Origin of the sequence: Bacillus rhizoplanae, from assembly GCF_917563915.1 — a bacterium.
Classification (GTDB): Bacteria; Bacillota; Bacilli; order Bacillales; family Bacillaceae_G; genus Bacillus_A; species Bacillus_A rhizoplanae.
Map to the genome: position 1 here is coordinate 298198 of NZ_CAKJTI010000002.1, position 13607 is coordinate 311804.

A 13607-nucleotide genomic window follows, 5' to 3' on the forward strand; every position below is an offset into this window, starting at 1 on the left:
TTTTCAGACGAATTTCATTAAAAGATATTAAAGTAGGGACTAGGTCTTGTGATAATCATTAAATGAATAAACGAGAATCATGAAATGGTTTGAGACATTGATTATCGGCTTAAATGCAATAAAAAGGAGATGAGTTCATTGGCAAAAAATTTATCCTTTTCTGATGAAGTCGCTGCCGCCCCGTCACTAGACCGGCAGATGTTGAATAAGGTTCCAGAAGTCACGATCTTCTTCTGGATAATCAAAGTTTTATGCACAACTGTCGGTGAAACATTTGCTGATTTCCTAAATTTCAACCTTGGATTTGGTTTAACTTTCACTACCATAATTATGGGAATAGCGTTTTTCGTTGTATTGTATCTTCAATTCAGAGCAACTAAATATGTTCCAGGCATTTATTGGCTAACTGTTGTTCTTATAAGCGTATTTGGAACGTTGGTAACTGATAATTTGACAGACAGTATGGGAGTACCTCTTGAGTTTAGTACGGTAGTTTTCTCCGTGCTGCTAGGTTTAACTTTTCTTTTTTGGTATCTCAGTGAAAAAACACTCTCGATACACTCGATTTATACAAGGAAAAGAGAAGTTTTCTATTGGCTGACCATTCTTTTCACATTTGCACTTGGAACAGCAGTCGGAGATTTATATTCCGAACAACTCGGTCTTGGTTATCTTTACACAGGAATAATAGTCGTTATTATAATTGGTTGTGTATTTTTGGCATGGAAATTTTTGAAACTTGATGGGGTATTAGCGTTTTGGATTGCGTATATTCTTACTCGTCCACTCGGAGCGTCATTAGGAGATTACCTATCTCAACCAAAAATGAATGGCGGGTTAGGTTTGGGGACAACAGTTACTAGTGTAATTTTTCTTATAGCTATTTTAGCGATAATCGTTTTTCTTGCTGTTACAAAAATTGATACAAAGGCAAAAAGTGATACAGCAGAAACAAACCAAGCAAATGGAAACAAGAAAAATGTTTTGACACAAACCATTGTGGCACTGTGCATTTTCTTAGTTGTTGGCATAGGCGGTTATGTTTGGCTCAGTAATAATATAGCACCGCAAACCGATTCTGCACAAACTACATTAGTTGGATAATTAACAGATTTTGTTAAAATTGAAAGTGATATGCTAAACCATGTAAACTCAAATGACTTTACTTCGGCGAAAAAAGAGGCTGACGATTTGGAACATGAAAGGGACGCGTCGGAGTCTAAACTTAGGAAAATAGATGGCACAACATGGACTAAAGTTGATGGAACTATTGACGTTGTATTAGCAGCAGTTCGTTCATCGAACCCTGATGCCAACAAGTGCAAATCTGCACTTAACAATTCGCTTAGTGTCATAAACGGAGCAAATAAATAAAAATTTTAGGAATCGCAAATCTGAACTGCACCCCAATTGTTAGACACAATGAACAATTGGAGATGCAGTTTTTTTTATGACCAAATATTCTTTGGAAACGAAATTAGATGCTATCCATGCCTATCTTAACGGTGTAGAATCCTTTCATGGATACTCCATGAAAGGATGGCTATTTTTATGTTTTCAATGAATTTTACAGAAAAACTGTAGTTATTAGAAAAAGAATTAAAAGCAAAATTAGTTTAGGTTAATTGTTAATAAACTTCTCAAATACAAAGCCAAAATCTTTTACATTATATTGTTTCTTTGTATCAACAAGCCAATTGAACGCAATTTGATTAATTTCTTTAAACTGTGCTGCTACATCTACTTCGGCATTTCTTACGTTGCCTAATGTAGAGGATGCCATTTCCAGGCTCTTATGTGCGTATTGCGTTGCGATATCATTTTCATGAGTGATTTCTGCGATCTTCAGAAGCGCCTTATATAAATCTTTTACTTCTTCAATATGTTTTTTATGTATGTCGATGGAGTAATGCTCTCCGCCCATATTAAATTTAATCTCAATATCTAAGTCTACTGTCCCTGCTGTTTCAAGCAGAACGTTAGAAATTTTATGAGTGTTGTAATTATAACGGCGAAGTGTACGTTTCTTACTTACCGCACTTGTTCCGTCAACATGAATAAGAGCTGTATTTGTAAAGCAATACTCATCTGTTTTTGATTTGATTAAAAAATAAATTTTTTCGTTTTCTTCATGCATGACATAATCATCAGCATCTACTTTATCATAATCAGCAGGGGTAATAACGGACCCAATATCACTTAAACCAAGCATATCAGCTGCTACTTTTTTAAACATTGTATATCGCCCTTTCGTTTTGAAATTTCTGAATCATTTCGAGTTTATTATAACATGAGAGAAGTGTTTTTTGAGAAATCTTACAATTATGTAAGGTATATGTAAGAAAATTCGATGGTAACTATTTCTAAAAATTTTATAATAAAGGCAACATAGACGAAGCGAGGGGAAGAAATAGTGAAAGGTTTAGCTATAACAGCCTTATCAATTGCTTTTGGAGTTGTTGCCTATGATAAATTGATGGATATGATTAATGTGATAAAACAATTAATTGCATAAATAAAGATTTAAGGGGATAAGGGATGGAATGGTTACTTGGTATTATTGGAATTTGTAGTGTTGTTTTATTATTTATGTTTCCAATTGGATTATTAAGTTCAAGCATAAGTGTATTTTTTATGTGTTTGATCATCAGTACGATAATGATTATTATAGTATTAATGAAACGTAGTAAGTCTATTTTCTTTTTTAGCATTATTGTGATGACAATTATTGTTCTTCAAATGATAACCCTCTTTATATACCCTATTATTATAAAAGCTTTCCATTAAAACTCTTCGCGCCGGTAGCTGAGAGTTTTTTATTTTCTCTTGTAGAATCCTCATTTGCTATAAAAGTTTTATTTTCGTATTTCTAGGCAATATATTCGATTTTTATATAGCAAAAATCGGTATTTTCTCAGTAAAAACGAACAGATTCCAAAGATTGTGTTCTGAACTATCATTTGTTATATTAACTTTGAAGTGTATTGAAAATCTAAAAAAAGAGGCGAGCGTATGGATAAAAAAGAAAGTACGGTCGTATTATTTCCGCAGTTGTCAGCGCGATTTATCGACGAAGGATTTATTGCATTGCGTGAACGTCGGTTTGAAGAAGCGTTAACATGCTTCGAAATGTTGCGCCAGTACGGGGCACAGACAGAACAATCAGAATTGGCTTCAGTTATTTGTTTACTAGAATTAAAGGAAACGAAAGAAGCGAAAGAGCGATGCGAGGAATTGCTTGAAACAGGGGGACTCTTATTTCAAGATATTCTCGAGACATATGTTACGATTTTAGTGCAAACAAATGATTATGAAGGCATTATTGAAACGGTACATTCCGTTTTACAAACGAAAGAAATAACAGAAGAGCAAAAAGAGAAATTAGCACAACTTGCATTGTTTGCAAAGAGCATGCTAGATGGTGAAGAAGTAGTAGAAATAGACAATGATGTATTTTTTGATGAATCTGCGTTTGCAGACGATTTGCTTACAGGTGATTATGGAAAGCAATTGCGGGCGATAAATGGGCTTGCGAATAGAAATGTCGAAAGCGCGTTGCCGGCGCTGCGTACATTTTTACTAGATGAAACGAAACACCCGTATATTAAAACTTCTATCTTATACATATTAATGGAAAATCGAATACAAGAAAGCATAGATGTGGAGAAATTCGGTGAGACAATAACGGTCATACCGGCTAATTTATCTTATAATCCATATGATACAGAAGAAGTGTTACATATATTGTCTGATCGCTTAGAGCATGATAATCCAACGATGTATGAGGCGATTGTTGCATATTGGAAAGAAATGCAAACAAGCATCTTTCCGTTTCCTTTCTTAATAGAGAAAGACAAGTTATGGGCAGCTGTTTTAGAGAGAGTTGGAAGAAAACGATTTGGAATGCCGATTCATGAGGATGAGCTTCTTCGAGAGTATGATATTACACTTGAAGAATATCATGTTGCATATCAGTGGTTTTTACGTATTGAGAAAGAAGGATTTATGCCAGTATAATGAAAAAGAATGTTTCGGTTATTGAAACGAGAGTATTCTATGTTATAATGTAAGGGTTGCAAAAGGCTGAAATCTGCCTTTTTATAAGAGAATAGAAACAAATATTCTCTTACTTATATGTTTCATATTATTCTCGAACAAAATATACCGTATTTGTCTTTTTGGCAAATAGTAGATTGAGAATGATACGTCCGAAGTTTTCATAACGGATGGAAAAGCTGAATACATCAGCTTTTCAGAGTGTTTGTTGTTTCTTTATTAGAAATGATAAATGCCTCGATCTTTAAAGGTATGTGCATACATTATTATAGTTGGAGGGAAAGAATAAATGGCTGCAAAATGGGAAAAATTAGAAGGTAACGTTGGCGTTTTAACAATCGAAGTTGATGCGAAAGAAGTAAACAACTCTTTAGACGATGCGTTCAAAAAAGTTGTAAAAACAATTAATGTACCGGGCTTCCGTAAAGGAAAAATGCCTCGTCCTCTATTCGAACAACGCTTCGGTGTAGAATCTTTATACCAAGATGCTTTAGATATCATCTTACCAAAAGCATACGGAGAAGCAATTGATGAAACTGGTATCTTCCCAGTTGCTCACCCTGAAATCGACATCGAGAAATTCGAAAAAGGGGAAAACTTAATTTTCACTGCAAAAGTTACTGTAAAACCTGAAGTGAAATTAGGCGAGTACAAAGGCTTAACAGTAGAAAAAGTTGATACTACTGTAGCTGATGAAGATGTAGAGAATGAATTAAAATCTTTACAAGAGCGTCAAGCTGAGCTTGTAGTTAAAGAAGATGGCACTGTAGAAAACGGTGATACAGCTGTAATCGACTTCGAAGGTTTCGTTGATGGCGAAGCATTCGAAGGTGGAAAAGGCGAGAACTACTCTTTAGCAATCGGTTCTAGTACATTCATCCCAGGATTTGAAGAGCAATTAGTTGGTCTAAAAGCTGGCGAACAAAAAGAAGTGGAAGTATCATTCCCAGAAGAATACCATGCAGCAGAACTAGCTGGTAAACCAGCAACATTTAAAGTGACAGTTCATGAAATTAAGGTGAAAGAACTTCCTGCTTTAGATGATGAGTTCGCGAAAGATGCAAACGAAGAAGTAGCAACTCTTGACGAGTTAAAAGCAAAACTTCGTGAAAACTTAGAAGAGAACAAAAAACAAGAAGCTGATAACAAACTTCGTGACGAAGTAGTAGAAAAAGCTGCTGCAAATGCAGAAATTGACATTCCAGAAGCAATGATCGAAACTGAGTTAGATCGCATGGTTCGCGAATTCGAGCAACGCTTAAGCTACCAAGGCATGAACTTAGAGCTTTACTACCAATTCACAGGTACTGATGAAGCAAAATTAAAAGAACAAATGCAAGAAGACGCAGCAAAACGCGTAACAACTAACCTTGTTCTTGAAGCAATCATCAAAGCTGAAAACATTGAAGTAACAGAAGAAGAAGTAAATGCAGAAGTTGAAAAAATGGCTGAAATGTACAACATGCCAGTAGACGCTGTGAAACAAGCTCTTGGTAACGTTGAGGGTGTAAAAGAAGACCTTCAAGTTCGTAAAGCAGTAGATTTCTTAGTAGATAACAGCAAGACTGCATAATAAAATAACAAGGCGCGACATTGCTCGTGCCTTGTTTTATAAATATATATATATTTGTAAATCATTTTTATTATGAAGAAGGAAAAGATTCTTCGAAAGTCGAATATACATATTTCAAAAGTTTCAAAATTTTTTCAATTGTACATAACTAACCGTATTATTTGTATTTCTCGCCACGTAGTGACATAATATGTATTTACATACGATACATTTATCGTGTACATACGAAGGCAAGGTATTAGCACTTTGTAAGGGGTGTGAAAATATGTTTAAATTTAATGATGAAAAAGGGCAATTAAAATGTTCTTTCTGTGGTAAAACACAAACGCAAGTTCGAAAGCTTGTTGCAGGTCCTGGTGTTTACATTTGTGATGAATGTATAGAACTTTGCACAGAAATCGTGCAAGAGGAGCTTGCAAAAGATGAAGAAGTAGAATTCAAAGATGTACCGAAACCAGTAGAGATTCGTGAAATTTTGGATGAATATGTAATCGGACAAGATCAAGCGAAAAAGGCTTTAGCGGTAGCGGTATATAACCATTACAAGCGCATTAATTCTAACAGCAAAATTGATGATGTAGAATTAGCGAAAAGTAATATTGCTTTAATTGGACCAACTGGTAGCGGTAAAACGTTACTGGCACAAACGTTAGCACGTATTTTAAATGTTCCATTTGCAATTGCTGACGCAACATCTTTAACAGAAGCTGGATACGTTGGGGAAGATGTAGAAAACATCCTACTAAAACTTATTCAAGCAGCTGATTATGATGTAGAGAAAGCGGAAAAAGGGATCATTTACATTGACGAGATTGATAAAGTGGCACGTAAGTCAGAAAATCCGTCAATTACACGTGACGTATCTGGTGAGGGTGTGCAACAGGCACTTCTTAAAATTTTAGAAGGTACTGTAGCAAGCGTTCCTCCGCAGGGTGGTCGTAAGCATCCACATCAAGAGTTTATTCAAATTGATACAACAAACATTTTATTCATTTGTGGCGGTGCATTTGATGGCATTGAACCAATTATTAAACGCCGTCTTGGTGAAAAAGTGATTGGTTTCGGTTCTGAGAAGAAAAATGCTGATGTAACAGAAAAGCATGTTTTATCGCATGTATTGCCAGAAGATTTATTAAAATTTGGATTAATTCCAGAATTTATTGGTCGTCTTCCGGTTATTGCGAATTTAGAGCCGCTTGATGAAGGTGCACTTGTTGATATCTTAACAAAACCAAAAAATGCGCTTGTGAAACAGTTCCAAAAGTTATTGGAACTTGATGATGTTGAATTAGAGTTTGAAGAGGGTGCCCTTGTTGAAATTGCGAAAAAAGCAATTGAACGTAAAACGGGTGCGCGTGGACTTCGTTCAATCATTGAAGGTCTTATGCTTGATGTGATGTTCGAACTCCCATCTCGTAAGGATATTGAGAAATGTGTGATTTCAAAAGAAACAGTAGCAGAGAATGCCACGCCAAAATTAGTGCTTCAAGATGGTACTGTACTTGAACAAGATACAAAAACATCTGCATAAAGTGAAACCTTAATCAGTGGGGATTTCATCCCTGCTGATTATGAGTGGAACGAATCGGATATATACCAGTAATTGATCCCCACCTAACTTTTTTGCTTTTTGCTGAATTTCGAGGTGGGGATATTGCTGTCCGTGAATAGCAGCATAAACGATAAGAAACAGCAATTGTATAATTGCTGTTTCTTATTATGTTTAGCGTGTTTCCTCCCAGGGGATACTGATAAGTAAAACATAGCGGGAGGAAATGAGTATGAGCTGGACAAATATTTTTTTAATCGTTCAACTTGTCTTTGGTGTAATTGTCGGATTATATTTTTGGCATTTACTCAAAAACCAGCGAACACAAAAAGTTTCAATTGATAGAGAATCAAAGAAAGAGCTAGAGCAACTTCGAAAAATGCGGGAAATTTCTTTAACAGAACCCCTTGCTGAAAAAGTTCGTCCGGCGTCTTTTGCTGATATTGTTGGACAAGAAGACGGTATTAAATCATTAAAAGCTGCGCTATGTGGCCCAAATCCGCAACATGTCATTATATATGGACCGCCAGGAGTTGGGAAAACAGCAGCGGCTCGACTCGTATTAGAAGAAGCAAAGAAAAACTCGAAATCTCCATTTCGAATGACTGCAACATTTATTGAGCTGGATGCCACAACGGCTCGGTTTGATGAGCGGGGGATTGCTGATCCGTTAATTGGTTCTGTTCATGATCCGATTTATCAAGGTGCTGGAGCGATGGGACAAGCAGGTATTCCGCAACCGAAAAAAGGAGCGGTCACAGATGCGCATGGAGGTATTTTATTTATTGATGAGATTGGGGAGTTGCATCCAATTCAAATGAATAAAATGTTAAAAGTGTTGGAGGATCGTAAAGTATTTTTGGAAAGTGCATATTATAGTGAAGAGAATTCTCTCATTCCAACGTATATTCACGATATTTTCCAAAAGGGATTACCAGCTGATTTTCGCCTTGTTGGCGCAACAACACGTTCTCCAGATGAAATTCCTCCGGCTATTCGGTCACGCTGTTTAGAAGTCTTTTTTCGTGAACTAGATACAGGAGAAATCGAAGCAGTAGCTAAAAATGCTGCTGAAAAGGTGGATATGGAGCTAGGTGAACAGGGTATAGAAATGATTGGAATGTACGCACGGAATGGAAGAGAAGCCATTAATCTTGTGCAAATTTCTGCTGGAATGGCAATTAATGAAGGGCGATCTTTTATAAAGGATGAGGATATTGAATGGGTCATTCATTCAAGTCAACTGACGCCGAAATACGAAAAGCGGGTATATCCAATTCCGAAAATTGGTCTTGTAAATGGCCTGGCTGTATATGGGCCAAATACAGGAGCACTACTCGAAATAGAAGTAACAGCAATTCCAGCAAAAGAGAATGGATCCGTTGTGGTAACAGGGATTGTTGAAGAAGAAAGTATCGGTAATCAAACGAAATCAATTCGCCGTAAAAGTATGGCAAAAGGTTCTGTTGATAATGTTGTAACTGTCCTTCGTTCGCTGGATTTGTTACCAGAAGGATATGATATACATATTAACTTTCCAGGCGGTATTCCAATTGATGGACCATCTGCCGGCATTGCGATTGCAACAGGCGTATATTCTGCTGTTCATCGCATGTATATCAATAATGAAGTAGCGATGACTGGAGAAATTAGTATTCACGGAGAAGTAAAACCAGTTGGTGGCGTTTATGCGAAAGTAAAAGCAGCGAAAAAAGCTGGGTCAAAGAAAGTGCTAATCCCAGCAGAAAATATGCAGCCTTTTCTTTACACAATCAAAGGTATTGAAATCGTTCCTGTGAGAAAATTAAAAGAAGTATTTGCATTAGCATTTGTAAAAGAGAAAATTGAGCCAAAAGGCGATACATTGCTTTCCTTAGATGAAGGTGACGTGCAATCGATGTAAAGGGTTAGATGAACCAATCGGGCTCATATGGGAGAGACGCTAACTTTACTGCCTGTTAGAGCAGGATATCCTAGACTTCGTTTAAGTTGTTATATGCTTAAGCGAAGTCCCTTTTTCTTTAACGAGTAATAGAGTATCGAGTCTCTGAGATTGCATAAGGCTTTATTGTAATATAAAATAGGGAAACAAAGATATTTATGGAGGTGCTATGTCTAATATGAATGCGAACGAAAGAATCGTGCCCCTCCTACCATTAAGAGGCGTTCTCGTATATCCGACGATGGTTCTGCATCTTGATGTAGGACGTGATAAATCGATACAAGCGCTCGAGCAGGCAGCTGTAGATGAAAATATAATTTTTTTAGCGATGCAAAAAGACGTGAATATCGATGATCCGAAAGAAGATGATATTTATAAAGTAGGTACGTTAGCAAAAATAAAGCAAATGCTCAAATTGCCAAACGGGACGATGCGTATCCTTGTGGAAGGTTTACATAGAGTAGAAATGACAGAGTTCATCGAAGAAGATGATGTAATTACAGCTAATGTCTGTACGTTAATGGAAGAAGAAGAGGGCGATTTAGAAGAAAAAGCACTCATGCGTACATTAATTGAGTATTTTGAGCAATATATTAAGCTGTCTAAGAAGGTTTCAGATGAAACTTTTGCAACAGTTGTTGATGTTGATGAACCAGGTCGATTAGCTGATCTCGTATCATCTCATTTGCCTCTCAAAATGAAGCAAAAGCAACAGATTTTAGAAATCACTGCGGTGAAAGAACGATTACATACACTTATTTCTTTTATTCAAGATGAAAAAGAGTTATTGAGCTTAGAAAAGAAAATTGGTCAGCAAGTGAAGCGTTCTATGGAGCGTACACAAAAAGAGTACTTCTTACGTGAGCAAATGAAAGCTATTCAAAAAGAACTTGGCGATAAAGAAGGAAAAGGCGGCGAAGTAGAAGAGCTTCGTGAAAAGATTGAAGAATCGGGAATGCCAGAAGAAACGCAGCAGGCAGCTTTAAAAGAGCTAGATCGTTATGAGAAATTGCCGGCAAGTTCAGCAGAGAGCGGTGTGATTCGCAATTATATTGATTGGTTATTATCTCTTCCTTGGACTGTGGCAACAGAAGATCGTATAGATCTTATGCGCGCTGAAAAAATTTTAAATGAAGAGCATTATGGACTTGAAAAAGTAAAAGAGCGAGTACTTGAATATTTAGCAGTGCAAAAGCTGACGAATTCATTAAAGGGACCTATTCTTTGTTTAGTCGGTCCTCCAGGGGTTGGGAAAACATCGTTAGCTAAATCGATTGCGACATCATTAAATCGTAATTTTGTTCGTGTCTCACTTGGCGGTGTCCGTGATGAATCTGAGATTCGTGGCCATCGTCGTACGTATGTCGGTGCGATGCCGGGTCGTATTATTCAAGGAATGAAAAAAGCAAAGACAATCAATCCGGTCTTTTTATTAGATGAGATTGATAAAATGTCGAATGATTTTCGAGGAGATCCTTCAGCAGCATTATTAGAGGTATTAGATCCAGAACAAAATCATAACTTTAGTGATCATTACATCGAAGAGCCATACGATTTATCGAAAGTTATGTTTATTGCAACAGCTAATACGCTGGCAAGCATTCCAGGTCCTCTTCTTGATCGTATGGAGATTATTTCAATTGCTGGTTATACAGAACTTGAAAAAGTACATATTGCCCGTGAACATTTGCTTCCGAAACAATTGCAGGAACATGGTTTGAAAAAAGGGAATTTACAAGTGCGTGATGAAGCGCTTCTTGAAATTATCCGTTACTATACACGTGAAGCGGGTGTTCGTACGTTAGAGCGTCAGCTTGCGAAGCTTTGCCGAAAAGCAGCGAAGATTGTTGTAACAGAAGAGCGTAAGCGCGTTGTTGTAACGGAAAAGAATATTACAGAGTTGCTTGGAAAGCGTGTATACCGTTATGGTCAAGCTGAAACGAAAGATCAAGTAGGTATGGCAACAGGTTTGGCATATACAGCAGCTGGAGGAGATACGCTTGCAATTGAGGTATCTGTATCTCCAGGAAAAGGGAAATTAATTTTAACAGGAAAACTTGGAGATGTGATGAAAGAATCTGCACAAGCGGCATTTAGTTATATTCGTTCACGTGCAGAAGAATTGTATATTGATCCTGATTTCCATGAAAAACATGATATTCATATTCATGTTCCTGAAGGTGCTGTGCCAAAAGATGGGCCATCTGCGGGGATTACGATAGCAACAGCTCTTATTTCAGCATTAACAGGAATTCCTGTTAGTAAAGAAGTAGGGATGACGGGTGAAATTACACTTCGTGGTCGTGTATTACCGATTGGTGGATTGAAAGAGAAAACGTTAAGTGCGCATCGTGCAGGTTTAACGAAAATTATTTTACCAGCAGAAAATGAAAAAGATTTGGAAGATATTCCAGAAAGCGTAAAGGAAAACCTTACGTTTGTGCTGGCCTCTCATTTAGATGAGGTACTAGAGCACGCATTAGTAGGAGTGAAAAAATGAAAGTAACAAAAGCGGAGATTGTCATTAGCGCAGTTAAACCAGAACAATACCCTGAGGGTGATTTACCAGAAATCGCATTAGCCGGTCGTTCCAATGTTGGAAAGTCATCCTTTATTAATAAAATTTTAAATCGAAAAAAATTAGTACGTATTTCTTCTAAACCAGGAAAAACGCAAACACTAAACTTTTTCATTATTAATGATATGATGCATTTCGTGGATGTACCAGGTTATGGATATGCGAAAGTATCGAAGTCAGAACGAGCAGCATGGGGCAAGATGATTGAAACGTATTTCACAACGAGAAAGCAGCTAGATGCAGCTGTTCTTGTTATTGATTTACGTCACAAGCCGACAAGTGACGATGTGATGATGTATAATTTCTTAAAGCATTATGAAATTCCAACAATCATTATTGCAACAAAAGCCGATAAAATTCCAAAAGGAAAATGGCAAAAGCACTTAAAAGTTGTGAAAGAAACGCTTGATGTAGAACCAGAAGATGAAGTTGTATTATTCTCTTCAGAAACAGGTCTTGGGAAAGAAGAAGCGTGGAAAGCGATTCATAAGTTTACAAATACAAAAAACGTGTGACATTCGTCACACGTTTTTTATGTATTATAGTACGTTTAATGTCACTTTCATATTTCCTCTTGTTGCTTTAGAGTATGGACATACCCCGTGTGCAGCTTCTACTAATTGTGTTGCTTCTTCGTGAGATACACCAGCTACACGTACATCTAATGTCGTAGCTAACCTAAATCCACCATCTGTATCTTTGCCAATTGATACGTGAGCCGTTACTTCCGTACTTTCTATTTTTACGCGTTTCGTACGAATGACAAGCTGTAATGCACTATCAAAGCAAGCTGCATAACCTGCTGCAAATAATTGTTCAGGGTTTGTTGCTTCCCCGCCCATACCGCCTAATGCTTTGGGCATTTTTACATCAAGGTTTAATACACCATCTTCAGAGATTACTTTTCCGTTTCGTCCACCTATTGCTTTTACAGTAGCAGTATATAATGTTTCCATGTTTATTCCTCTTTTCTATCATTTATTGTTTTCATTGTTTCAATTAATTTGTTTAATTGAATTAATAAAGTTGTATAATCTTCAGTTGTAATTCCTAAATGTGATGCCATTGTTTGTGGCAATGAACATGCTTTTTTCTTTAAAGCAGATCCTTGCCCTGTTAGTTCAATACATACTTTTCGTTCATCTTTCTTTGAACGAACACGCTTAACAAGTTGTAACCCTTCCATTCTTTTTAACATAGGCGTTAATGTTCCGGAATCTAAAAATAATCGTTCACCAATTTCTTTTACTGTTATTCCGTCTTGTTCCCACAATACTAACAAAGTAATGTACTGCGGATACGTAATGCCCATTTCTTCTAAATAAGGACGATAAAAACGTGTGACTTCTCTAGAACAAGCGTAAATAGAAAAACAAAGTTGATTATCTAGATGTAAAGGATTCTCGTGCATGAGTATCCCCTCCTTTTTAAATTGTTCACAATTTAATTTTGTAAAATTAATATAAAATAAAACCAATAAGATGTCAAACAAAAAGAAAATCAATCATTTGGAATGATCATACATATTTTCTTTCAATTGAAAGAAGCTAGTAAAAGATATTCTTTCAGCATGTATGGAATAGTTTCCATTACTTGATTCCGACAATTTTTTTTGATAACGTACAGATAGAGTTATTATTTTATAATTATTTTAAAGTGAAATATCTCTTCTCTAGATGAGGGAGGATTTTTTACTGTCCTTTTGAACGGAAAATAGGATTTTTGTATTCTTCACCGATGGTTAGTTGTATACATCGGCTTTTATGAAAAGTTTTTCTCACCTTTTTTCCTTTCATTCTTTACTTATTCCAGTGAATGTCTTACTGTCAGTTAAGGAAGGGATAAAGTGAAACTTCTCTTTTAGGAGTGTTTTTCTCCTAAAAGGGTTAGTTGAACCAATCGGGCTTTT

General features: G+C 36.5%; 11 protein-coding genes. 8 read left to right on the forward strand and 3 right to left on the reverse strand.

The genetic code is table 11. The features are described 5' to 3' along the window. The first annotated feature begins 138 nt into the window (after positions 1 to 138). Positions 139 to 1104, forward strand: a complete 966-nt coding sequence (locus tag LRP84_RS03605) for a COG4705 family protein (protein WP_335379610.1) — start codon at positions 139 to 141, stop codon at positions 1102 to 1104. A 517-nt stretch (positions 1105 to 1621) separates the two neighbouring features. On the opposite strand, the gene LRP84_RS03610 is transcribed toward LRP84_RS03605, so the two are convergent. Then, complete coding sequence (locus tag LRP84_RS03610; protein ID WP_230573822.1) at positions 1622 to 2236, reverse strand: PH domain-containing protein; 615 nt, start codon at positions 2234 to 2236, stop codon at positions 1622 to 1624. 302 nt (positions 2237 to 2538) lie between these two features. Between LRP84_RS03610 and LRP84_RS03615 the strand changes: the two genes are divergently transcribed. From LRP84_RS03615 to yihA, 7 genes are all read left to right on the forward strand, one after another. Further along, on the forward strand, positions 2539 to 2787 hold the full coding sequence (locus LRP84_RS03615; RefSeq protein ID WP_230573823.1) for a hypothetical protein: 249 nt from the start codon (positions 2539 to 2541) through the stop codon (positions 2785 to 2787). Between the two features lie 225 nt (positions 2788 to 3012). Next, positions 3013 to 4017 carry a protein-tyrosine phosphatase family protein gene (locus LRP84_RS03620; protein WP_230573824.1) on the forward strand — a complete coding sequence of 335 codons (1005 nt, stop codon included), beginning with the start codon at positions 3013 to 3015 and terminating at the stop codon, positions 4015 to 4017. A 328-nt stretch (positions 4018 to 4345) separates the two neighbouring features. After that, entirely contained in the window at positions 4346 to 5629 is a 1284-nt protein-coding gene (gene tig / locus LRP84_RS03625; RefSeq protein WP_230573825.1) for a trigger factor, read from the forward strand. Positions 5630 to 5894: 265 nt separating this feature from the next. Continuing rightward, positions 5895 to 7160 carry an ATP-dependent protease ATP-binding subunit ClpX gene (clpX, locus tag LRP84_RS03630; RefSeq protein WP_230573826.1) on the forward strand — a complete coding sequence of 422 codons (1266 nt, stop codon included), beginning with the start codon at positions 5895 to 5897 and terminating at the stop codon, positions 7158 to 7160. A 250-nt stretch (positions 7161 to 7410) separates the two neighbouring features. Further along, positions 7411 to 9081 carry an ATP-dependent protease LonB gene (lonB, locus tag LRP84_RS03635; protein ID WP_230573827.1) on the forward strand — a complete coding sequence of 557 codons (1671 nt, stop codon included), beginning with the start codon at positions 7411 to 7413 and terminating at the stop codon, positions 9079 to 9081. 208 nt (positions 9082 to 9289) lie between these two features. After that, positions 9290 to 11620 carry an endopeptidase La gene (gene lon, locus LRP84_RS03640; protein WP_230573828.1) on the forward strand — a complete coding sequence of 777 codons (2331 nt, stop codon included), beginning with the start codon at positions 9290 to 9292 and terminating at the stop codon, positions 11618 to 11620. Beyond that, positions 11617 to 12213, forward strand: coding sequence for a ribosome biogenesis GTP-binding protein YihA/YsxC (gene yihA / locus LRP84_RS03645; RefSeq protein WP_230573829.1), 597 nt, complete (start codon positions 11617 to 11619; stop codon positions 12211 to 12213). The genes lon and yihA overlap by 4 nt, the downstream gene beginning before the upstream one ends. 24 nt (positions 12214 to 12237) lie before the next feature. Here yihA and LRP84_RS03650 read toward each other — a convergent pair whose 3' ends face one another. Together LRP84_RS03650 and LRP84_RS03655 are read right to left on the reverse strand one after the other, a co-directional pair. Beyond that, complete coding sequence (locus tag LRP84_RS03650) at positions 12238 to 12654, reverse strand: organic hydroperoxide resistance protein (RefSeq protein WP_230573830.1); 417 nt, start codon at positions 12652 to 12654, stop codon at positions 12238 to 12240. 2 nt (positions 12655 to 12656) lie between these two features. Further along, positions 12657 to 13109 carry a MarR family winged helix-turn-helix transcriptional regulator gene (locus LRP84_RS03655; protein WP_230573831.1) on the reverse strand — a complete coding sequence of 151 codons (453 nt, stop codon included), beginning with the start codon at positions 13107 to 13109 and terminating at the stop codon, positions 12657 to 12659. Between the last annotated feature and the right edge of the window lie 498 nt (positions 13110 to 13607).